The organism is Chryseobacterium sp. S90 (assembly GCF_047444895.1).
In the GTDB taxonomy this organism is placed as follows: Bacteria; Bacteroidota; Bacteroidia; order Flavobacteriales; family Weeksellaceae; genus Chryseobacterium.
Window position 1 is genome coordinate 327516 of the sequence record NZ_JBLGCX010000002.1, and the last position, 20650, is coordinate 348165.

The following is a 20650-nucleotide window of genomic DNA, read 5'->3' on the forward strand; positions in this document are numbered from 1 at the left end:
GTGAGAATTTTGATTATTACGTATATCTGAGAGATTTACAGAATAAATTAACTTTGAATTGATGAGTATTTTGAGCTACTGCAATAAAATAAAGAAAGGAAATGAAAAGAAGCTTTTGTTTTCAGACCCAGTTTCAAAAGCGTTATAGTTATTGTTAAAATGAAAAAAGTTTGAATGGATAGTGCTTATAGCGTATATTTATTGCACTAATTAAATTATAACCATGAAAAATGTACTGCTTGCTCTTCTTTTCCTTTCGGTAGGAGCTCAGGTTCAGGCCCAAATTCAAAATAAAGAGATTGAAAAAGTTGAGAAAAAACCTAATAGCAGAAAAACCAAAAAAACTGGCAATAAAAAGCCTTCAGTCAAAGAATTAAAAAATAAAGTAGACTATCATCATAAAAAAGCTGATCCTTATAAAATAGAACAGAAAAAAAGCAGTGATAAAAATGAGTCTATTGTCATTTATGAAAGAAGCTATTCTGTAAAATACGGGGTGTATTTATTTATGAATACAGACAAGAATGAGTTTTCTGAAACTTTGGCATTAAGAGGCTTATGAAATAATTAAAGTAACAATACACCATTACTTATTCTATCTGATCAATGAAACTGGAAACCACAAGGTTGATTTTAAAAGGAATCAATGAAAATAATACAGAAGATATTTTAAAAATCCGAAGCAATCCGGAGGTCAATAAATTTGTGAAAAGGGTGTCACCCAAGACAAACTATGATGCTCTTCAATTTATTTTAACGATTAAGCAAAGGGTTCAAAATAATCAAACTGTATATTGGGGAATTTCTCTAAAAGATCAGCTGAATCTTATTGGAACGATCTGTCTTTGGAATTTTTCTGAAGACCGGAAAACCGCAGAAGTTGGTTATGAATTGCTGCCGGAATATCACAGGCAGGGAATCATGTCTGAAGCATTGAAAGCAGTTTTAAATTTTGGGTTTGATGAACTGCATTTACAGGAAATTGTAGCAATAACAAATACATTCAATGAAAATTCAAAAGGACTTCTTATAAAGCATGATTTTATTCTGTTGGAGGGAAAGAAAGATGAAGGTTTTCCGGATAACATTATTTTTAGCTTAAAAAGACTGCCCGGTAATGAGGAAATATAAAATCTAAGTGGTTTTTTCTATCTTTATCACCGATTGAAATTATATATGAAAAATGAAATAAAATCTTTAACGGGACTTAGAGGGGTTGTTGCATTATGGGTAGCTTTTTTTCATTTTAGTTTTTTTAGGAATGAATTCATTCAGGATATAGTAGGGAAGGGATATGTAGCAGTTGATATCTTTTTCGTACTAAGTGCTTTTTTATTGACTGTTTCTTATGCAGGAAAATTTAAAGAACTGAATTATAAACCAATAGAGGTTTTTTATAAAAAAAGAATTAATAGAATTTATCCTGTATACATTATATCAGTCATTTTTATTATTTTGTTTTTAGAGAAAAGTACTATCACCGGATTCTTTATAAATGCCACTTTATTACAATGTTTTTTTAATCCTGATTATCTGCTGAATGTTGTTTACTGGTCACTCAGTACAGAATGGGTTTGCTATCTGATTTTTCCTTTTATGCTGTGGCTTGTTCTGTATTATAAGATAAGAAGTGAAATTTTAATTATTGCAAGTGTCGTTTTGAGATTTGTGCTTCCCTATTTACCCGGCCACTTGTACATAGGTTCTGAACATCCTATGGAAGTAGGAGAATCACCAAGATATCTTGATCTTCCTTATGGCCTTGTTTCTTTATTAAGAACAGTTTCTTCTTATTTTCTTGGAATTGGAGTTGCTCTTTTGCCACAATTTAAAATGAAAAAAGAAAACCTTATTATTTATATCATTCTTATATTGTTTGTATCCATGTTGTTTGTGGAAAAAGGATTGTTGTTTATTCCTTTATTATCGGCATTTATGATAAAATATCTCTATGAAGGAAAGCAAAACTATGTAAAAACATTTTTAGAAACCAAAGCAGTGTATTTCCTGGGAAATATCTCTTATTCATTATATATTATCCATTATATGGTGAAGGAGCAGGATTTCGCTATTGTAAATAATTATCATCTTAATAATCTGTTGTTAATATCTCTTTCAATATTGCTGTCCTATTTTTCTTATATGCTGATTGAAAGAAAACTGAAGATATTTAAAGTATAATATAGACTCTTATTTTAATATTATTATTTTTGCAGTATGACGTGGACAGAAATTTTAGCACCTATAAAGAGTACAGAATACTTTACAACCCTTTGGGAGAAAGTAAAGAATGAATATGCAACGACTAAAGTTTTTCCACCGAAAAATCAGATTTTCAGAGCGCTGGAGTTGACAGCTTTTGATGATGTTGAAGTCGTTATTATTGGTCAGGATCCTTACCATAATGATTTTCAGGCAAATGGTTTGTGTTTTTCTGTTTCTGAACAGGTTGCCGCACCGCCATCATTGAAGAATATTTTTATTGAGTTAAAAGATGATTTAGGAGTGGTAAGAACTTCCAAAGAACTGGATGATTGGGGAAGGCAAGGGGTTTTGCTTTTGAATGCAACGTTAACGGTTCGTGCTCATTCTCCCAATTCCCATAAAGATCTGGGTTGGGAAAAATTTACCAACTTTATCATTAAAGAAATTTCAGACAAAAAAGAGAACGTAGTGTTTGTTTTGTGGGGCGCTTTTGCACAAAAAAAAGCCGAACTCATAGATCCGGCTAAGCATTTTATCCTGAAATCGGCACACCCTTCACCATTTTCCGTGTACAGAGGTTTTTTTGGAAGCAAGCCTTTCTCAAAAATTAATGAATATCTTGTTTCCAAAGGCAAGAAGCCTATTTCTTGGTAGAATCTGTTGACGGATCCACCTTTTTTATTGTAATCCCGATTTTATACTTTCCTGACAGTGCTTTTGCGCCATCCTGTGATTTTGGGGTTGGGGTAACATCTTGTAGAGTAAGAATATATCCATTGAATTCCGCCGACTGGTGGTAATTTCTTCCCGGATAATCTGCGCTGGCCAGGTTCAGAATCATTGGTCGTGTAGAAGTTCCCATGACTTCCACCTGAGCAAGAGCAACGCCGGCCCAGATACAATTGGCTCCTTCAGGACAGCGGCTGTCTTCAGAAACCCCTTTGAATGTCACATTCATCTGGTATTCTCTTAAGAACTTATTTTCTCCTTCACTCAGGTATAGAATGCCATCCTGTTGATTACTTGTGCTCGTAGTTTTTGTACTTGCTGGCATTTCAGTAGCTTTTGTGTTCATCTTAGATTTCTTTTGGGCATCGCATCCGGTTAATGCAAATATTCCCAGACTGAGTATGATAACTTTATGGAACATAGTTTCTTATTTTAATTAAATAACATTAAACATATTAAGAAGTACTACCAAAAACATTGCCACTCCCACCACAAAACTGAATCCGGTTCCATAAATAAATCCAATCAGTGCTCCTTTGGTAGATTGTAAGGCTTTATTCATATCCTTACTGTCATGAAGTAATTCCCCAATAAATACACCCGCAAACATCCCGATAAGGAAGCCTAAGGGAATCGGAATAAATATACCAACAATAGTCCCTATAACAGACCCGATGCTTCCCCAACGCGTACCTCCGTATTTTCTGTTGGTTTTTGCAGGAATGACATAACTTAATACCACAGATGCTATAGTAAGAATCCCGAAAGCCCAGATATAGATCATAGGAAGGTCAGCATCCGTCCCGAATTTGTAGATCAGAAGCCCGCAGATGCTTAATAAAAGTCCTGGCAAAACAGGGAGAAATGTTCCCAATATTCCTATAAACAGGAGAATAAGGCAGAAAATATTAATAATTGTAGTATCCATTCTTTAAAATATAGATGCAATATAAAAAAAGTGGCCTTATAAAAGACCACCTTGAGAACTGAGTTATAAAATTTTATTACAAATTTAAGATTACGTATTCCAGAATCGGTCCTGTTTTACCGATATTTCCACTTGCGTGGTTATGGAATGTAGTATAGTAGATATTTCCGCTGCTGGAATTTCCGGAGCAAGGTCCCATGGTATCTCCATGTGCCTGATGCGCATTCCATGCATTCTGATTGATGGTAATGGTGATATTATTTCCGCTTGCTGTATGATGGCAGATCGTGATGTGATTATTGTTTAAAGATGTTCCTACAGGAGTTTGCGGAGCGGAAGGGTTCGTATAATGTCCTGTTCTTATCATCAGTGGCTCGTTGCCTTTCTGTACAAGAACATCCCAGAATGCAGGATCATAGTTTTGAATTTTCTCCCATGAACCCATATCATAGTCAATGTCTAATGTATTAAATCCTAATGCAGTTGCCAATGCAGGATTTGAAACACTGCAACCGGTATAGGCACCTGAAGCTCCAATGTCTTTCAGGCAAAGAAGGTTATCATTGATAAAACCTCCGGGAGCATTACAGCTTGCAGTATTTGTATTCCCACCTACCAGATAAGCCGAAGCCCAGTCTGAGCTGTAAAGACTTCCGCCATTGCTTACAAAAGTAGAAAGATTAGAATATACATTATTGTCATTGCTTGGCGATGAGGTTCCTGTTTGGGCATAAGTACGGGATCCGCAGTTCAGGAAAATAATATCATACTGGGAAATAGTATTGATATTTTTTAAGTCCTGATAAGTAATTTCAGTGGCGGCATATCCAAGAGAGCTTATGATCGCTTCAATTTCATCATAACTTCCTTTTATGTAAGCCATTTTTGCGATTTGATCCAACTTTGAATCCGTTGCGGCTACAGTAACCGTTTCATTCTTTTTAATCGTAACCGGAACCTCGGATCTGAAATTTTTACCGTCACCGGTCTGAATGTGAAGTGTTGTACTGCCTTCAGGAGCTGTTAAACTGAAGCTGCCATCAGCACCGGAATACGTATGGTAGATATTGCTCTGGCCGTCGGTAGTGAATACAAGTGCTCCTCCAATTGGTTTGGTGCCATTTTTTGCAAATACTCTGCCTTCCACTTTTCCCGTGGAAACTACTTTAGTAGGATTTTCTTCAGGAGTAACAGAGTCGTCTCCTTTACAATTAACTAGAAGCACAAGGCTGCATAGCATAATCAACAAGTAATTTTGTTTCATATTTATTTGATTTTGATGGGGTTAGTTTTAATCAAATTTAATAATTTTTTAATATTAAAACGTTAAAATTGTAATTATTTTTAATATTATTTATCTTATTTGAGTTTTTATGGTTAATTTTTCATTTATAGTTAAGGGTTTTAGAAGATTTGATATTTTATAACTTTATTCAAAAAAAGATTTTTACTAAATATTTTCCGAGGAATACTCTTTGGGATGAAAATTGATTGGGAATAGTAAAATCATGATTCTTAATTTCATAAATTTGCTGTAATGAATGACCAGTTACAAGAAACTAAAAACTTTATACAGGAGCTGAGCGAACAGCTTTACATTTATATTACCCAGATTTCACCTTCCGGACTGGACTGGGTTTTCCATATTATTGTAAAATTAAGCTTACTTCTCGTTCTGTTTTTTATCACTGATTTTGTTTTTAAATTCATCATTAATTCTGTCTTCAGGTTATTTCATAATGAACAGAAATTTCCCATCTTAAAGTCTGTTTATCAGGCCAAAATCACCAACTCTGTAGCCCATTTTGCAGCTTTGATTGCTGTTGCCGGCATACAGGGCTCCATATTTCCGGAAAACGCGTTACCAAAAACAACCATTTTTATTATACGGTGTCTCAATCTGGGATTGGTATTGATGTTGGCGGGGATGTTATACAGATCACTGACTGCTTTTAGAAATTATTTCAGCATCAAGCAGGACTTCTACAAGATTATGGCGCTTAATGCCATTTCAGAAACGGTAAAGATTTTAGGACTTTTTATATTTACCGTAGTAGGACTCTGTGTCATTTTTGGGATCAAAGGAACCACTATTGTAGGAAGTCTTGGGGCAATTACGGCGGTGCTGGTATTGGTTTTCCGAGATACGATTTTGGGATTTGTAACAGGACTTCACGTTGCGACTTCTAAAAACCTGAAGGTAGGAGACTGGGTAAGCATTCCCAAGTATACTATTGAAGGAAATATTACGGAAATCAATCTTTTAACTACCAAGATCACCAACTTTGATAAAACAGTTTCCACTATTCCTACTTATGACTTGATGACCACAGAAATCAAGAATATGCAGGTGATGTCTGAATCCAATACAAGGAGAATAAAAAAATCAATCTACTTTAATATCAATTCTTTTAAATTTCTGACAGACGAAGATGTAGAGCGTTTAAAGGAGATCAACCTTATTTCAGATTACCTTGAAGAAAGAGCCTCTGAGATTAAAAAAGAAAAAGAAAGCCTTGAACATAATGATAAGGTCGTAAATGGAAGGCAGCTTACCAATATCGGTGTTTTCAGATATTATGCTCAAAAATATATTGAAAATGATCCGGACGTAGACAAAAACGGAACCCGTATGGTGCGTCAGCTGGACATTACTCCACAAGGATTGCCTCTTGAAGTGTATTGTTTTGCCAATGATTCCAAATGGGAGCGTTTTGAGCAGATCCAGGCCGATATTTTTGACCATTTATTGGTGGCATCCAAAGAATTTGAGCTTCAGGTGATGCAGGTAAGCATTAAAGTGTAGAAAAGCTGAAAGGCGGAAAAGGGAAGCTGGAAGTTTCAGCAACTTTTAAACAAATTTTAAATTAAACTTTTAAATGATAATGAATGTAGAAGACCAAAAGAAGTACAAAGTCTGGATTTACTTCCAGCCCCATGCTTCCAGCTTCTAACATCTTATATCTAACATCTAAAATAAAAAATGACAAAACTAAGCGTAAACATTAATAAAATTGCGACGATAAGAAATGCAAGAGGAGGTGAAACCCCAAGTGTTACAGAAGCTGCTGTAAAAATTCAGGAATTCGGAGGGCAGGGAATTACCATCCACCCAAGACCTGATGAAAGGCATATCACAAGAAAAGATGTCTATGATCTGAAGCCGTTTGTTACGACTGAGTTTAATATTGAAGGAAATCCACATCAGAGTTTTATCGATATGGTATTGGAGGTGAAGCCGGAGCAGGTAACTTTAGTGCCGGATGCCGATGATGCAATTACGTCCAACGCGGGTTGGGATACCAAAAAGCATCTCGATTTCCTTACAGAGATTATCGCAGAATTTAAAAACGCAGGAATCCGTACTTCCGTTTTTCTTGATCCTTTGCCGGAATTGGTAGAATATGCTGCTAAAACAGGGGCGGACAGAATAGAACTGTATACGGAAGCTTACGCAAAAAATTATCTGATCAATAAAGAACAGGCTATAAAACCTTATTATGACACCGCAGTTGAGGCTACCAATTTCGGATTGGGAATCAATGCAGGTCATGATCTAAGCTTAGAAAACCTTAAATATTTTGCAGACACCATTCCCAACCTGCTGGAAGTATCTATCGGGCATGCTTTGATTTCTGAAGCACTTTATATGGGATTGGAAAATACAGTTCAGGCTTATCTGAAGAGACTGGCAAAATGGTAATGAATAAGAAACTAGAAGTTAGAAATGAGTGAAACTTTATTTTCTATCTCTTATGTTATCTAACTTCTAAGTTCTCATATCTAACATCTAAAAAATATGGAAATTTTAAACTCAAAAATATTCGGCGAAAATTCAACTCATACGCCACTTCTTGTATTTCACGGATTATTTGGAATGCTTGACAACTGGGGAAGCTTCGGAAAAGACCTGGGAGAATATCTTCCTGTACATCTGATCGACCTTAGAAACCATGGCAGAAGCTTTCATTCAGAAAGTATGTCTCATGATGATCTGGCAGATGATATTGCCCGTTATATGGATCATTATGGAATTCAGAAAGCTCATGTTTTAGGACATTCTTTAGGAGGTAAAGCAGTGATGCAGTTTGCTATAAAATACCCTGAACGTGTTGAAAAACTGATTGTTGTCGATATTTCACCTAAGGCATATCCACCACATCATCAGGGAATTATCAAGGCATTGGAAACCGTTGATTTTAATACGGTTACTTCAAGAAATGAAGTGGAAGCAGTTCTGAACCAATATATTCCGGAAAGATCTACGGTACAGTTTTTAACGAAAAACCTGTATTGGGATGACAATAAAAAACTAGGCTGGAGATTCAACCTTAAAACATTATCCGAAAAATATACTGAATTTGTATCCAATGCCATTAAATTCGGAGTTTTTGAAGGTGAGACATTGTTTATAGCAGGAGCAAAATCCAATTATATTCTGCCTCAGGATGAATTTGGGATCAGGCAGCAATTTCCTAAAGCTAAAGTTGTTACGGTAAAAAATGCAGGACACTGGGTTCAGGCAGAAAATCCGGTTGATTTCGCAAATGTTGTGAAGGAGTTTCTGGGATTAAATTAATATTATACTTTGATTTTCAATATTATGTTAAAATTTTATTAAAATGTAATATTATTTCTCCATGATTTGAATTTTTTGTACTTTGGATTTCCAAAACGATAAAAATATTAACTTATGGAAAACAAAAATTCAAAAAAGAAGCCATTTTTCGCGACATTCTTAGAAAAACAGGTTAAAGACCCTGAAACAGTAAAAGGAGGAGGTATTACTTCTGTACTGGCAGACCAGATTACTACATCCCTTCAGGACCAGATCACTACTCCTCTTAAGGATAATGTTACTAAGCCTGATAATGATAATGTAACGATGAAATATCCTTCTGACGGAGATGAGGATGTTTTAGATGTGTAAGAATATACATACAGCTTAAGCTTAATTATATATCAAACCAAAACTAAACATTATGAAAAACCAAAACTCAAAGAAGAAGCCATTTTTCGCATCATTCTTAGAAAAACAGGTTAAAGATCCTGAAACAGTAAAAGGAGGAACTGATATGTCAATTCCTGAAAGAGATGTAATTACAAAACCGGCAATTGACGTTGTAACCTCTCCGAAAGATGATATGATGCACACGCTGAAATATCCATCTGACGGTGATGATGATACAATCACTATTCCACTATAATAAGTAGAATATAATAAAAATAGTAGGGGAAACTTAAACATTAAGTTTCCCTTTTTAATAAAAACCGGCAAATGATTCTCTGCATCACCCATTCACAGGATTTTTACAATATCGATATCTTTTTCGAATACCTGACCTCCAAAAATATTCCTTATTTCAGACTGAATTCTGACCGCCTGAATCACCTTCAGAAAATCAGCATTCAAGAAAATTCATTTGAATTGACTGATGAATCCGGAAATACCATCCATTCTGATGCAATCAAAGGAGTATGGCACAGAAAAGCATGGAGAATCAGCACTCCTGAAGAATTGGATCAGGATTATGAAAAAATATTCCTGAACGAATATGGAAGTCTGCGCTACAACCTGATGACTGCCTTAGAGCATATTCCGTGGATCAATCCTTATGAAAATGAAAAAAAAGTTGATGGCAATAAGATATTTCAGCTGAAAATTGCAGAAAGAAATAACTTAACGATCCCTAAAACTATTTTTTCCAACGATGAAGAGAAAATAACGAATTTTTTCCATCAATACTGTCAGGGAAAAGCAATTGCTAAGCTTCATGGAGTAACGGCGAAAACAATGTCGGGTGAAAACATGATTTCCACTACAATTATTGAAGAGGAATCACTTGAAAACCTTTCAGACATTGCATACTGCCCGATGATTTTTCAACCTTATATTGAAAAAGAATACGAATTGAGAATTGTCTATGTAGACGGTGATTTCTTCACAGGAAAGATCAATAACAGTGAAAATGCGGACTGGAGAGTAGCACACGAAGGCTATTTCTGGTCAGCGTATGAACTTCCGGAGCCTGTAAAAGCCAATCTCACTTCCATGATGCATGAAATGGGACTTTATATAGGAGCTATCGATATGATCAAAGGAAGAGACGGAGCGTATTATTTCCTTGAAGTCAATCCACAAGGAGAGTGGGGAATGCTGCAAAAAGAGCTGGGATTTCCCATTGCAGAAAGAATTGCCGATAATCTTATCAAAAGAATCAATTTCCATGAATAAAATTTTAATTATAACCCATACCGCAGATAATTTTTCTATTGAAAAAGTAACAGAATACATCGAGAAAAATAACTGTGAAGTCATTCGCTTTGATGTTGACGTTTATCCTTTACAAAATAAGCTTTCCACCATTTTTCAGGATGGAGAATGGGTAAGTTTTCTTGAAACACCTGGAGCAAAACATCGTTTGGACGATATTTCAGCTATCTGGTACAGAAGAGCTTACAATATCGGAAAAGGCCTAAAAGAAGAAATGGACTCTAAGTTTTACGGTGCAGCAATGGGCGAAATCAGAAATACCCTTTTCGGTTTCTTTGAATCTGTAGATGCGTATTCTTTAGGAAAACCAAGTATTTACAGAAGACTGGACAGCAAAGAAGAACAATTGAAAATTGCAGATAAATTAGGACTGACCATTCCGGCAACCTGCCTTACCAATAATCCTGATGAAGCCAGAAAATTTATTCTGAAACATCAAAATGTAGTGGCAAAAATGCAAACAGGTTTTGCGATCTATGAAGACGGTGTGGAAAGTGTAGTCTTTACAAATGTTGTCAGTGAAAATAAGCTGGAAGAACTGGATTTATTATTGTACTGTCCGATGCAGTTTCAACAGATGATTCAGAAGAAAAAAGAACTTCGTATTACCATTGTGGGAAGAGATGTTTATGCATTTGAAATAGATTCCCAGCAATCCGAAGATGCCAAAGTAGACTGGAGAAAAGACGGAATCAATCTGATTGATAAATGGAGCAGAACAGAACTTCCGGCAGACGTAGAAGCAAAATTGCTTGAACTTCTTGATATTTATAATGTAGATTACGGCGCAATCGACATGATAGTTTCCCCCGAAGACGAATACTACTTCATCGAGATCAATGCCGCCGGAGAATTCTTCTGGCTGGATAATCTTACAGAAGGAAACCTAATTTCAAGGAGTATTGCAGACGTTCTTTGCGATAAAGCTCCAAGAAGAAATAATGAGGTAATGGCTTAAGAACAAAGCATTTTTAATCATAAAAGTCCTGAAAGTTGTACATTCTTTCAGGACTTTTAAATATAATGATCTATTGCAGTTGGAATTTTTCCGGTTTGTTGATTTCCGAGTGATAATATTGGTTAAATAAAGTTGAATTATGCTTTAAAAATCGCAAATTTGCAGAAGCAGTTTTTCTAAGGAATTTTTGCCGGATCCGGAAGAATTGCCGGATAGAAAATATTGTTATATTTTAGTCAGCAATCAAGTAAAATAATTAATGATTTTTGTAACGGGTGCTACCGGAATTCTGGGAAGAATAATTGTACTGGAACTTCTTAAAAGAGGTGAAAATGTACGTGCTTCCAAAAGACCGGGCAGCAATTTAAACGAAGTAAAGCATTCATACAGCTTTTATACGGAGAATCCTGACGATTTTTTCAACAAAATCGAATGGGTAAACGTTGATTTTGATGACCTCGATTCTTTGAAAACTGCACTGCAAGGTGTAGATGAGGTGTATCATTGTGCTGCAAAAGTAAGTTTCCATCCCAAAGATGAAAAAGAAATGTACCGTACAAATATTAAAGGTACAGAAAACCTCCTGTTTGCCTGCGAAGGATCAGACATTAAAAAATTTCTCCATGTAAGTTCTGTTGCCGTTCTTGATAATTACAATGAAAAAGGAGAACTGGATGAAGAATCTGATTTTAATCCAAAGCTGGAACACTCAGCGTATGCAATTTCCAAACATTTATCCGAAATGGAAGTATGGAGAGCCTCAGCAGAAGGTCTTAATACTATCATTATCAATCCGGGAATGATCGTAGGAAGCGGAAACTGGAATCAAAGCAGTGGCGAACTTTTCTCTACTTTTGAGGACAATAGTTTTACCTTTTCCGGCGGTTCTGCTTACGTTGATGTAAGAGATGTGGCCAATACAGCAATCGGGCTGATGGAAAATAATCTTTTCGGAGAACGTTTTATCATTGTTGCTGAAAATAACAGATATGCTGATCTCGCAAAACAGGTAAGAACCCGTCTTGGGCTTAAAGATGCCAGGATTCTTTCACAATCTGTATTAAATATCGGAAGAGTAGCCAGCACCCTTTTCGGATGGCTTATTCCTAAACTGAAAATGGTTACCAAATCAAATATTGAAGCCATTTCTTCATTCAATACCATTTCCAATCACAAAGTCAAAGAAAAACTGAACTATCAGTTTATTCCTGTAAAAGAAAGTATCGACTTTCACCTGAATAATTATATTAACGACAAAAAGCTGAAGAAATGAATCTTGCAGAGGCAATTATCCTTAAAAATGTAGAAAAACATCCTATAAAAGCGGCTATTGGATTTAAAAAGAAAGATGCAGCCTGGAAAGAGCTGAGCTGGAAAAAATTCAGTGAGGTTATTTTTAAAACAGCCAATGCCCTAAAGGAAGCTGGAGTTCAGGAGAATGACAGAGTCGCTATTTATTCAGATAACTCGTCCGAATGGATGATCGTTGACCTGGCTTCCATGGCCATCGGTGCTGTTACGGTACCTATTTATTCAACCAATAATGCTGAGCAGGCAGAACATATCATTAACGATTCCGGAGCTAAAGCTGTTTTAGTGGGAAATCAGATGCAGTATGATGCCTGTCTTGAGTTTTTACATAAAGAAGAAAACAATCTTGAAACCATTATTGTTTCTAAAAAAGCAGTGTGGATCAAGAAAGAATTCAATAGTTTTTATCTTGAAGATTTTATTGCTAAAGCTTCACCGGAACTGGAGATCTGTAAGAAGGAAAATGATGATACAGCCACATTAATCTATACTTCAGGAACTACCGGAATTCCAAAAGGAGTAATGTTAACTCACGGGAACTTTATCAAAGCATTTGATTCTCATTTTGAATTTTTTAAGTTTAAAAACTTTGAAGAAGAGCTTTCACTGGCATTCTTACCATTGAGCCATGTTTTTGAGAGAAGCTGGAGTTTACTTTGTCTGTATGGCGGTGCCCGTGTTTATTTTCTGGAAGATCCTAAAAATGTAGCCAAAGCACTGGAAGAAGTAAAACCTACTGCTATGTGCGCCGTACCGAGGTTTTTCCAGAAAGTATATGCCGGAGTTCTTGAAAAAGCTGAAGAAGGTTCATCACTGAAGAAGAAAATATTTGACTGGGCGCTTAAAACCGGATGGGAAACTGCAGAATTAAGAAGAATTGAAAAGCCTATTCCTTTTGGATTAAAATTCAAAGAAGCCGTTGCAGATAGATTGGTTTTCAGTAAGATAAAAGAAAAAATGGGCGGCAGACTGTGGTTCTTACCTTGTGGTGGAGCATCATTGTCACCAGAAGTTACCCGTTTCTTTGAATCAGTGGGAATCCATGTAACTGTAGGATACGGATTAACGGAAACTACCGCAACATTGACGCTTTTCCCTTTAACACATTTTGAACATGGTACCAGCGGAAAGCCATTGCCGGGAGTAGAAATGCGTATCGGAGAAAACGATGAAATTCAAGCGAGAGGAAACGGAATCATGAAAGGCTATTACAATAAACCTGAAGAAACGCAGAAAGTGTTCACAGAAGACGGTTGGTTTAAAACCGGTGATGCAGGAAAGTTTGATGATAAAGGAAACCTGATTATCACAGACAGAATCAAAGATCTGATGAAGACTTCCAATGGAAAATATATCGCTCCACAGCAGATAGAAAACCTTTTGACCAACAATAATTTTATCCAGCAGATTATGCTGATTGCAGAAGGAAGACAGTTTGTTTCAGCATTGATTGTTCCTAATTTTGAATTTTTACAGGATTACATTAAGAAAAATAATATTCCTTTTACCAACTGGGAAGATGCTGTAAAAAATGAAAAGATAATCAATCTTTATAAAGAAAGAATTAAAGAATTGCAGGATCACCTGGCAGACTATGAAAAAGTGAAGAAATTCACTTTGATGCCGGCAGAATTTGACATCAATACAGGAGAAATTACTCCGACTTTAAAGGTCAAAAGAAATGTGGTGATCAAAAAATATGCAGATATTATAGAGAAGATGTATTAAAAATTTTGACCTCCTTTTCACGTCAAATACAAATGAAGGTGTGAAAATCCCTCTCTTTTGGAGGGGGCGAAAATTCAAAGAATTTTTGACGGGGTGGTTTAAAATAATGACTTAAATTAAACTATGACGACACAAGATTTTATAGGAAAAGAAAATTTCACCATTCATACCCAAACGGTTTCAGAAAGCTGTCCGTCTAATATTGCCCTGATTAAATATTGGGGGAAATATGCTGATCAGATTCCTGCCAATCCAAGTATCAGTTACACTTTAAACCATTGTAAAACCAATACTTCAATGGAATTTATTGCAAACGAAGCTTTTTCAGTAAAGACCTTTCTGGCTGGTAATGAAGAAGTGAAATTTGCTGAAAAAATTGAGAAATATTTCAAAAATATAGAACAGTATCTTCCCTGGATTTTAAAAGGGAAATATATCATCAGAACAGAGAATACATTTCCGCACAGCTCAGGGATTGCAAGTTCAGCTTCAGGATTTGGAGCTATTGCAAAATGTCTGATGGCATTGGATGCTTCATTTACAGGAAAAACTTCTGAAGAAGAATCTTTAAGAAAAGCTTCATTTTTAGCACGATTAGGAAGTGGAAGCGCTTGCCGAAGTCTATACAACGGACTTGTGGTGTGGGGAAAAACTGATGAGGTAGAAGGGAGCTCAGATTTATTTGGGGTACAGTTTCCGAATGCTGAAGTTCATGAGGTATTCAGAAATTTTAACGATTGGGTTTTATTGATCCATGAAGGACAGAAAAGTGTTTCTTCAACGGTAGGACACGGTCTGATGAATACGAATCCTTATGCTGAAAGGAGATTTCAGGAAGCAAGAGAGAACTTTGTTCCCATGAAAGAAATCCTGAAAAACGGTGACATGGAAAGCTTTATCAAATTAGTAGAGCATGAAGCACTTACGTTGCATGCAATGATGATGATGAGTGATCCTGCTTTTATCCTGATGAAAACAGGTACTTTGGAAGTCATCAACAAGATCTGGGATTTCAGAAGAGAAACAGGATTGCCTTTATTCTTTACGCTGGATGCAGGAGCTAATGTTCACCTTCTATTCCCGGGCAATGGTTCTGAAGAACAGATTAAAACCTTCATCGAAGCTGAATTATTACAGCATACTCAGAAAAATGGGGTAGTGAAGGATATTATGAAATTCTAAAATTAAAAATATTCAATAGGAGTGGGCATTAGCCCACTTTTTTATTAATCCTCAGTAACCACAGTTTCACGTTCGCCATCTTCTTTCTTTCCTTCCTCTATCATGATTTCAGCTTCTGCTTTCTCTTCGGATGTCGCTGTTTCAATCAATTCCTCCTGTTCATCGTTGTGATGATCTATGAAAAACTTGCAGTATACCGGAAGGTGGTCTGAACCAAAATTTTCCAATGTCTTCAGTTGCTTAATAAAGATATCTTCACTATGAAACATCAGATCGATGGGAAATCTTAAAAGACGGTATTTCGCATGGAAGGTAGAAACAAAAGAATGTCCGATCCTGGGATCTATCAGATGACTTGTTTTTCTGAAAAGTACAGACGATCTTGACCATGCAACATTATTGAAGTCTCCCACTACAATAACAGGTTTTTTAATATCCTTTACACATTTGGCAGTACTTAAAAGATCGCCATCTCTTTCCTTTGAAGTTTCCTCTTCCGTAGGACTTGGCGGAGGTGGATGAACCCCGAAGAAAACAAAAGAAAAGCCATCAGCAGTTTGCATATGTACCTCAATACTCGGGATATCATCAGCTACAAAATAATGAGTCTTTGCTTCTTTGATTTCAATTCTGGAATAGAAATGCATTCCGTAGGTGTTTTCAAGAGTCACTTTATGCTGGAAGCCATATTCTTTTTCTAAAGGTATCATTGCTTTTTCCCAATCCCCATTGCTTTCCATAGTCATGAAAAAATCAGGGTTATGCTTTTTAACAAGCCCGATGAATTTCTCATATTCTTTATTGAACTGATAAACATTGGCAGAAATAAAATGCAGTTTATCGGAAGATTTGTGGCGTTGTCTGTGTTTTTTTACAGGATAAAAACGGGTGTATTTGATGAGGGTATGGCTGTGATGAACAAACAAAACCAGCAGAAGTCCCTGATAATACCATAAATATTCCTTAGAATCAGTAAAAAAGCCTAATAGAAAAGTGAAAAATATAAGGTAAGTAACCTGTATTTTAGCAAATTCCGGAACCCTGAATACCCAGTGAGAATGCTGAATTTTTGGCAGTATTGTCATGACCAGAAGAAGTATGGCCAAAGTCAGATAAATAATCCACATATAAAAAGCTCTGAAATAATTTTGACCACAATTTAAGGAAAATGAATTTTAAAATTTGTTAATCAATTTAAATTTTATTTTATCTATTTTTAAATATATAAATCTATACTATGAATAAAATAATTGTATTTCTTGTTCTTATAAGTATTTCAAGCTTCGGTCAGCAGAATAAAGATATTGAAAAACCTATCCGTAACCTGTTCCTTGGCATGAAAAATGCAGATTCTGAGCTTGTAAAATCAGCTTTTGCAGAGAATGCAGTGCTGCAGACCATTACTAAAGATGGGACTGTGAAAAGTGACAGCATACAGGATTTCGTTGCTTCGGTTTCAAAATTTACAAAAGGAGATCTGGATGAAAGAATCATAGTAGAAGCTGTTCATAAAGACGGAAATCTGGCAAGTGTATTTACTCCTTATTCTTTTTATTTAAAAGGAAAATTATCACATTGCGGTGCTAATAGTTTTCAGCTGGTAAAGCAGAATAATGAATGGAAAATCCAGTATATTATTGACACAAGAAGAAAGGATAACTGTAAAGAAATACAATAATGAAGTTCAATTGAAAATTAGTTTAAAAATAAAATGAAGATTCACCATATTGCAATCATATGTTCAGATTACACCGTTTCAAAGAAATTTTATACAGAAATTTTAGATCTGAATATCATCCGGGAAGTATATCGCGAAGAAAGACAGTCTTATAAACTTGATCTGGCTATCGGGGATCATTATGTGATTGAGTTGTTTTCTTTTCCCAATCCTCCACAACGGCCGTCACGACCTGAAGCATGTGGTTTAAGACATCTTGCTTTTTCAGTAGAAAATGTTACAGAAAAAAGAAATGAGTTAATCGGAAAAGGATTGAATTGCGAAGAAATCCGCATAGACGAATTCACCGGAAAAGAGTTTTTCTTTACCCAGGATCCCGATCAACTGCCGTTAGAGTTTTATGAAATGTAAAAATTAGTGGGCGTAGCCTGCAAAGAAACTTACTGCCATAATCGCTAAAACAATAGAAGAAATGACTACATATACGTAGTCTTTTTCTTTTAAATACCCTATTAAAGCGAAAACAATCCTCATCAAAGGGGTGAAGATCAACAGAAGAATTCCCAGCTGAATAATAGCCATTCCTTCTCCTTTACACAGAGAATCCCAGAAATGTCCCCATACTTTTTCAGAAGAAGTACCTACTACAAGGCTTGTATATTTTTCAGGCATTTTAAAGCCCTCAAAAAATAACTTGATAAAACCAATCAGAGAGGTTGCCACAGAAAGAATAACACCCAGCCTCAGAAGGTTTCCTACGGAGCGGTTCAGATCTACATCTGTAAAATTCTTTCTCATTATCTGAAACTTTTGTTGATACCGTTATACATCATGTAAATTGACAGAATGGTAATTACAATGGCAAAAAATACTTTTAATTTTTTTGTCTTTGATACCATCAGCGTTTTTGAGCCGATAAAACTTCCGATAACAACTCCAATTAAAACCGGAGCCACAATCACAGGAATAATTTCTCCTCTCTGGAAATAGATCAGTGCACTGGCTACAGCCGTTACCCCAATCATAAAGTTACTCGTTGTTGTAGATACCTTGAAAGGCAGTTTCATCATATTGTCCATTGCCAATACCTTCAATGCTCCGGAACCTATTCCTAAAAGTCCGGACATTGCACCTGCAAACATCATCATCAAAAATCCAGGAACTGTATTTCTGGCAGAATAGCTTTTCAATACTCCTTTATCAGGGAATGTTCCGTATAATTTCAGCTTCTCTTCCAGACTTCCTTTTACCAAAGGTTCCTGATGATCAGGTTTACCCTTAAGGTTTAAAATAACTGTTAAAAGAAGAATACTAGCGAAAATAATTCCGATCGTATTTGGGTTAAGCATCCCAGAAACCAAGGCACCCACAATAGCTCCTGCTGTGGTGGCAATTTCGAGAAACATCCCGATTCTCATATTGGTAAAGCCTTCTTTAACGAAAGCTACGGCCGCACCGGAAGAGGTCCCGATCACAGAAATGAGTGAAGCACCGATAGCATAATGCATTGGAACGCCGAATCCCAGCGTTAATAAAGGAATGATAATAACTCCTCCTCCTAAACCCGTAAGTGAACCTAAAAGACCAGCGGAAATTGCGCCAAGGAAGAGTATGATGATTTCTGACATACTACAAATAATGTTACAAATATAAAATTATTGTAGTAGTCTGCCAAACAATTTGAAAAAGATAAATTTAACGTATTTTTGCATGCATGAAAAATGTAATGAAATTATTTTATGTTATCCTTGGGGCAACTCCTAAAGGAAGAAATATTGAGCAGCACGATGTTTTCTTCGGAATAGCAGAGAATCTGAAAGATTTGATTCCGGATATGAAAGAGTTTTGGAAGGAAACAGAAGGTAAAATTCATCTGGATTGTTATCAGGAAGTTAAATTTGCTGACGGCTATGAAGTGGAAATTGTAGAGAAAGGAGAGAAATCATCAGAAAACCAGCTGTTTTTCCTCAATCTGGGAGGTTATAAGCCGGGTTTCTTTGAAGAGTTTCATGAGCAGCACTTAATGGTGGGGCAGTCTATGGGAGAGATTGTAAAAAGGGCAAAAGCTACCGAATTTTATCAGACCATGGGATTTGAAGGCGCTGTAAGCCATATTGATGATAAGCATGGGGTTGATATTGATGATATCTTCAATGTGAGCGACATTCTTCCTGCCAGTATGAAAGAAAAATATTCTATCGTTCTTAAAAAATCTGATGCAGAAAATCAGGAAAACCCGATGGGACTTGGGTATTTAAAAATCGATAAAATTCAATAAGAAGTAAATCTAATAAAAATAAAAAATGAAAATAGGAATTCTGGGAGGCGGACAACTGGGAAGAATGCTGATACAAAGTGCATTGAAGTATGATGATGAGTTTTACACTCTGGATCCGGCTTCTGATGCGCCATGTCATAATATCTCGCATTTTACACAGGGAAACTTTAATGATTATGATACGGTTCTGAACTTCGGTAAAGACAAAGATGTTGTAACCATTGAAATAGAACATGTAAATGCTGATGCATTGGCAGAACTTGAAAAACAGGGAATAAAAGTTGTTCCTAATGCCAGTATCATCAAAACGATCCAGCAAAAGATCCTTCAGAAAGAATTTTATAAAACTCATGATATCCCAAGCCCGGAATTTCAGGTAGTATGGAACAGTGATGAGAAAATTATCATGCCATTGCCATTTGTTCAGAAGATGAATACAGGCGGATATGATGGAAAAGGAGTACAGGTGATCAAAACAGAGGAAGATTATCAGCACTTATGGACAGAAGCTTCGGTAATTGAAAGTCTTGTAGATATTGAAAAAGAGCTTTCCGTCATTGTGGCAAGAAATGAAAAAGGAGAAACCAATATTTTCCCGGTAACGGAAATGGTTGCCGATCCAAAGCTGAATCTGTTGGATTTCAATGTATGTCCGGTTCTTCTGACAGAAGATGTGCAGAATCAGATTGATTCCATTACAGAAAAATTCCTGGATGCAGTGAACTCTCCGGGATTGTTTGCTATTGAATTGTTCCTTGACAAAGAAGGGAAAATATGGGTGAATGAAACCGCACCAAGACTTCACAATTCAGGACACCAGAGCCAGGAAGGAAATACGAATTCCCAGTTTGAGCAGATGTATCGTGTGGTAAAAAACTTGCCTTTAGCTGATACTGATGCCATTACTTACAGCGGAATGCTGAATCTTGTTGGAGCAGAAGGATATGCCGGAAAAGTAGTTTATGAAGGAATGGAAGATGTTCTTAAGTTACCTGAAACGTACATCCATTTATACGGGAAAACCGAAACCAAACCAGGAAGAAAAATGGGACACATCAATGTTCTTGCAGATTCCAGAGAAGAGCTGATGGAAAAGCTTGTACAGGTAAAAGGAATGGTAAGAGTGATTTCTGAGTAAAACCATTAAAAAAATAACAAAAGAGAGCTGTTTAAGACAAAACAGCTCTCTTTTGTTATTTAATTATTCAATAGGAACGGGCTTCAGCCCGTTTATCAATGATTATAAATTCAATTGGCTTTAGCCAAAACTTAATTTAGATTTCGGCTAAAGCCAAATGTATTCATGTTGTTTTATATCAGGCTAAAGCTAGATCCTATTGATGACTCAAATTGATTGATAATTTTAATAAAAAAATGAT

The 20650-nt window shown here is 36.0% G+C and carries 24 protein-coding genes; 18 read left to right on the forward strand and 6 right to left on the reverse strand.

Annotated elements, in window-relative coordinates:
- The first annotated feature begins 223 nt into the window (after positions 1-223).
- The 4 genes from ACLMCG_RS09235 to ACLMCG_RS09250 are packed head-to-tail and all read left to right on the forward strand — an operon-like array spanning position 224 to position 2859.
- The gene (locus ACLMCG_RS09235; RefSeq protein ID WP_413960538.1) at positions 224-562 is read left to right on the forward strand and encodes a hypothetical protein; all 339 of its coding nucleotides are present in this window, start codon (positions 224-226) and stop codon (positions 560-562) included.
- A gap of 44 nt (positions 563-606) precedes the next feature.
- A complete protein-coding gene (locus ACLMCG_RS09240) occupies positions 607-1131 on the forward strand; it encodes a GNAT family N-acetyltransferase (RefSeq protein WP_413960537.1) in 525 nt (174 codons plus the stop codon).
- A 45-nt stretch (positions 1132-1176) separates the two neighbouring features.
- Positions 1177-2181 carry an acyltransferase family protein gene (locus tag ACLMCG_RS09245; protein ID WP_413960536.1) on the forward strand — a complete coding sequence of 335 codons (1005 nt, stop codon included), beginning with the start codon at positions 1177-1179 and terminating at the stop codon, positions 2179-2181.
- A 36-nt stretch (positions 2182-2217) separates the two neighbouring features.
- Entirely contained in the window at positions 2218-2859 is a 642-nt protein-coding gene (locus ACLMCG_RS09250; RefSeq protein ID WP_149833116.1) for a uracil-DNA glycosylase, read from the forward strand.
- Here the strand turns inward: ACLMCG_RS09250 and ACLMCG_RS09255 are convergent.
- The 3 genes from ACLMCG_RS09255 to ACLMCG_RS09265 form a co-directional block, all read right to left on the reverse strand.
- Positions 2846-3355 carry a hypothetical protein gene (locus ACLMCG_RS09255; RefSeq protein ID WP_413960535.1) on the reverse strand — a complete coding sequence of 170 codons (510 nt, stop codon included), beginning with the start codon at positions 3353-3355 and terminating at the stop codon, positions 2846-2848. The two genes, ACLMCG_RS09250 and ACLMCG_RS09255, sit on opposite strands and share 14 nt — an antisense overlap.
- A 15-nt stretch (positions 3356-3370) precedes the next feature.
- Positions 3371-3862 carry a DUF456 domain-containing protein gene (locus ACLMCG_RS09260; RefSeq protein WP_213280233.1) on the reverse strand — a complete coding sequence of 164 codons (492 nt, stop codon included), beginning with the start codon at positions 3860-3862 and terminating at the stop codon, positions 3371-3373.
- Between the two features lie 76 nt (positions 3863-3938).
- Positions 3939-5126, reverse strand: a complete 1188-nt coding sequence (locus ACLMCG_RS09265; RefSeq protein ID WP_413960534.1) for a carboxypeptidase-like regulatory domain-containing protein — start codon at positions 5124-5126, stop codon at positions 3939-3941.
- Positions 5127-5399: 273 nt separating this feature from the next.
- On the opposite strand from ACLMCG_RS09265, the gene ACLMCG_RS09270 reads away from it, so the two are divergent.
- The 10 genes from ACLMCG_RS09270 to ACLMCG_RS09315 all read left to right on the forward strand — a co-directional run bounded on the left by ACLMCG_RS09270 (position 5400) and on the right by ACLMCG_RS09315 (position 15315).
- Positions 5400-6668 carry a mechanosensitive ion channel family protein gene (locus tag ACLMCG_RS09270; protein ID WP_223599315.1) on the forward strand — a complete coding sequence of 423 codons (1269 nt, stop codon included), beginning with the start codon at positions 5400-5402 and terminating at the stop codon, positions 6666-6668.
- Between the two features lie 177 nt (positions 6669-6845).
- A complete protein-coding gene (locus ACLMCG_RS09275; RefSeq protein ID WP_413960533.1) occupies positions 6846-7565 on the forward strand; it encodes a pyridoxine 5'-phosphate synthase in 720 nt (239 codons plus the stop codon).
- 96 nt (positions 7566-7661) lie between these two features.
- Positions 7662-8441 (forward strand): alpha/beta fold hydrolase, encoded by a 780-nt coding sequence (locus tag ACLMCG_RS09280; protein ID WP_142718625.1) that lies wholly within the window; start codon positions 7662-7664, stop codon positions 8439-8441.
- Positions 8442-8555: 114 nt separating this feature from the next.
- Positions 8556-8792: a microviridin/marinostatin family tricyclic proteinase inhibitor gene (locus ACLMCG_RS09285; protein WP_047421157.1), complete on the forward strand. Its 237-nt coding sequence runs from the start codon at positions 8556-8558 to the stop codon at positions 8790-8792.
- 52 nt (positions 8793-8844) lie between these two features.
- Entirely contained in the window at positions 8845-9069 is a 225-nt protein-coding gene (locus ACLMCG_RS09290; RefSeq protein ID WP_223599316.1) for a microviridin/marinostatin family tricyclic proteinase inhibitor, read from the forward strand.
- Between the two features lie 71 nt (positions 9070-9140).
- Positions 9141-10097: an MvdC family ATP-grasp ribosomal peptide maturase gene (locus ACLMCG_RS09295; RefSeq protein ID WP_413960532.1), complete on the forward strand. Its 957-nt coding sequence runs from the start codon at positions 9141-9143 to the stop codon at positions 10095-10097.
- The gene (locus ACLMCG_RS09300; RefSeq protein ID WP_413960531.1) at positions 10090-11094 is read left to right on the forward strand and encodes an MvdD family ATP-grasp ribosomal peptide maturase; all 1005 of its coding nucleotides are present in this window, start codon (positions 10090-10092) and stop codon (positions 11092-11094) included. The genes ACLMCG_RS09295 and ACLMCG_RS09300 overlap by 8 nt, the downstream gene beginning before the upstream one ends.
- A 259-nt stretch (positions 11095-11353) precedes the next feature.
- Positions 11354-12367, forward strand: a complete 1014-nt coding sequence (locus ACLMCG_RS09305; RefSeq protein ID WP_413960530.1) for an NAD-dependent epimerase/dehydratase family protein — start codon at positions 11354-11356, stop codon at positions 12365-12367.
- Complete coding sequence (locus tag ACLMCG_RS09310; RefSeq protein WP_413960529.1) at positions 12364-14133, forward strand: AMP-dependent synthetase/ligase; 1770 nt, start codon at positions 12364-12366, stop codon at positions 14131-14133. Before ACLMCG_RS09305 ends, ACLMCG_RS09310 begins: the two co-directional genes overlap by 4 nt.
- A 123-nt stretch (positions 14134-14256) precedes the next feature.
- A complete protein-coding gene (locus tag ACLMCG_RS09315) occupies positions 14257-15315 on the forward strand; it encodes a diphosphomevalonate/mevalonate 3,5-bisphosphate decarboxylase family protein (RefSeq protein ID WP_413960528.1) in 1059 nt (352 codons plus the stop codon).
- Positions 15316-15359: 44 nt separating this feature from the next.
- Here the strand turns inward: ACLMCG_RS09315 and ACLMCG_RS09320 are convergent, their stop codons facing one another.
- Positions 15360-16400, reverse strand: a complete 1041-nt coding sequence (locus ACLMCG_RS09320; protein ID WP_413960527.1) for an endonuclease/exonuclease/phosphatase family protein — start codon at positions 16398-16400, stop codon at positions 15360-15362.
- Between the two features lie 152 nt (positions 16401-16552).
- On the opposite strand from ACLMCG_RS09320, the gene ACLMCG_RS09325 reads away from it, so the two are divergent.
- Positions 16553-16993: a nuclear transport factor 2 family protein gene (locus ACLMCG_RS09325; RefSeq protein WP_413960526.1), complete on the forward strand. Its 441-nt coding sequence runs from the start codon at positions 16553-16555 to the stop codon at positions 16991-16993.
- Positions 16994-17026: 33 nt separating this feature from the next.
- The gene (locus ACLMCG_RS09330) at positions 17027-17404 is read left to right on the forward strand and encodes a VOC family protein (RefSeq protein WP_413960525.1); all 378 of its coding nucleotides are present in this window, start codon (positions 17027-17029) and stop codon (positions 17402-17404) included.
- A gap of 3 nt (positions 17405-17407) precedes the next feature.
- Here the strand turns inward: ACLMCG_RS09330 and ACLMCG_RS09335 are convergent, their stop codons facing one another.
- Both ACLMCG_RS09335 and ACLMCG_RS09340 read right to left on the reverse strand, forming a co-directional pair.
- Complete coding sequence (locus ACLMCG_RS09335; RefSeq protein ID WP_223599325.1) at positions 17408-17791, reverse strand: DUF1634 domain-containing protein; 384 nt, start codon at positions 17789-17791, stop codon at positions 17408-17410.
- Positions 17791-18621 carry a sulfite exporter TauE/SafE family protein gene (locus ACLMCG_RS09340; RefSeq protein ID WP_089690192.1) on the reverse strand — a complete coding sequence of 277 codons (831 nt, stop codon included), beginning with the start codon at positions 18619-18621 and terminating at the stop codon, positions 17791-17793. The genes ACLMCG_RS09335 and ACLMCG_RS09340 overlap by 1 nt, the downstream gene beginning before the upstream one ends.
- A 98-nt stretch (positions 18622-18719) precedes the next feature.
- Here ACLMCG_RS09340 and ACLMCG_RS09345 point away from each other — a divergent pair, with 98 nt between their 5' ends.
- The gene (locus tag ACLMCG_RS09345) at positions 18720-19271 is read left to right on the forward strand and encodes a DUF1543 domain-containing protein (RefSeq protein WP_413960524.1); all 552 of its coding nucleotides are present in this window, start codon (positions 18720-18722) and stop codon (positions 19269-19271) included.
- Positions 19272-19296: 25 nt separating this feature from the next.
- Complete coding sequence (locus ACLMCG_RS09350) at positions 19297-20409, forward strand: 5-(carboxyamino)imidazole ribonucleotide synthase (RefSeq protein WP_413960523.1); 1113 nt, start codon at positions 19297-19299, stop codon at positions 20407-20409.
- The last annotated feature ends 241 nt before the right edge of the window (positions 20410-20650 follow it).

Bases quoted from the DNA above. Each gene is read 5' to 3' on its own strand.
- ACLMCG_RS09265 (WP_413960534.1), bottom strand. From the start codon at position 5,126: ATGAAACAAAATTACTTGTTGATTATGCTATGCAGCCTTGTGCTTCTA.
- ACLMCG_RS09340 (WP_089690192.1), bottom strand. From the start codon at position 18,621: ATGTCAGAAATCATCATACTCTTCCTTGGCGCAATTTCCGCTGGTCTT.
- ACLMCG_RS09290 (WP_223599316.1), top strand. From the start codon at position 8,845: ATGAAAAACCAAAACTCAAAGAAGAAGCCATTTTTCGCATCATTCTTA.
- ACLMCG_RS09240 (WP_413960537.1), top strand. From the start codon at position 607: ATGAAACTGGAAACCACAAGGTTGATTTTAAAAGGAATCAATGAAAAT.
- ACLMCG_RS09315 (WP_413960528.1), top strand. From the start codon at position 14,257: ATGACGACACAAGATTTTATAGGAAAAGAAAATTTCACCATTCATACC.
- ACLMCG_RS09250 (WP_149833116.1), top strand. From the start codon at position 2,218: ATGACGTGGACAGAAATTTTAGCACCTATAAAGAGTACAGAATACTTT.
- ACLMCG_RS09235 (WP_413960538.1), top strand. From the start codon at position 224: ATGAAAAATGTACTGCTTGCTCTTCTTTTCCTTTCGGTAGGAGCTCAG.
- ACLMCG_RS09320 (WP_413960527.1), bottom strand. From the start codon at position 16,400: ATGACAATACTGCCAAAAATTCAGCATTCTCACTGGGTATTCAGGGTT.
- ACLMCG_RS09345 (WP_413960524.1), top strand. From the start codon at position 18,720: ATGAAATTATTTTATGTTATCCTTGGGGCAACTCCTAAAGGAAGAAAT.
- ACLMCG_RS09310 (WP_413960529.1), top strand. From the start codon at position 12,364: ATGAATCTTGCAGAGGCAATTATCCTTAAAAATGTAGAAAAACATCCT.
- ACLMCG_RS09350 (WP_413960523.1), top strand. From the start codon at position 19,297: ATGAAAATAGGAATTCTGGGAGGCGGACAACTGGGAAGAATGCTGATA.
- ACLMCG_RS09295 (WP_413960532.1), top strand. From the start codon at position 9,141: ATGATTCTCTGCATCACCCATTCACAGGATTTTTACAATATCGATATC.
- ACLMCG_RS09245 (WP_413960536.1), top strand. From the start codon at position 1,177: ATGAAAAATGAAATAAAATCTTTAACGGGACTTAGAGGGGTTGTTGCA.
- ACLMCG_RS09285 (WP_047421157.1), top strand. From the start codon at position 8,556: ATGGAAAACAAAAATTCAAAAAAGAAGCCATTTTTCGCGACATTCTTA.
- ACLMCG_RS09330 (WP_413960525.1), top strand. From the start codon at position 17,027: ATGAAGATTCACCATATTGCAATCATATGTTCAGATTACACCGTTTCA.
- ACLMCG_RS09305 (WP_413960530.1), top strand. From the start codon at position 11,354: ATGATTTTTGTAACGGGTGCTACCGGAATTCTGGGAAGAATAATTGTA.
- ACLMCG_RS09280 (WP_142718625.1), top strand. From the start codon at position 7,662: ATGGAAATTTTAAACTCAAAAATATTCGGCGAAAATTCAACTCATACG.
- ACLMCG_RS09255 (WP_413960535.1), bottom strand. From the start codon at position 3,355: ATGTTCCATAAAGTTATCATACTCAGTCTGGGAATATTTGCATTAACC.
- ACLMCG_RS09275 (WP_413960533.1), top strand. From the start codon at position 6,846: ATGACAAAACTAAGCGTAAACATTAATAAAATTGCGACGATAAGAAAT.
- ACLMCG_RS09325 (WP_413960526.1), top strand. From the start codon at position 16,553: ATGAATAAAATAATTGTATTTCTTGTTCTTATAAGTATTTCAAGCTTC.
- ACLMCG_RS09270 (WP_223599315.1), top strand. From the start codon at position 5,400: ATGAATGACCAGTTACAAGAAACTAAAAACTTTATACAGGAGCTGAGC.
- ACLMCG_RS09300 (WP_413960531.1), top strand. From the start codon at position 10,090: ATGAATAAAATTTTAATTATAACCCATACCGCAGATAATTTTTCTATT.
- ACLMCG_RS09260 (WP_213280233.1), bottom strand. From the start codon at position 3,862: ATGGATACTACAATTATTAATATTTTCTGCCTTATTCTCCTGTTTATA.
- ACLMCG_RS09335 (WP_223599325.1), bottom strand. From the start codon at position 17,791: ATGAGAAAGAATTTTACAGATGTAGATCTGAACCGCTCCGTAGGAAAC.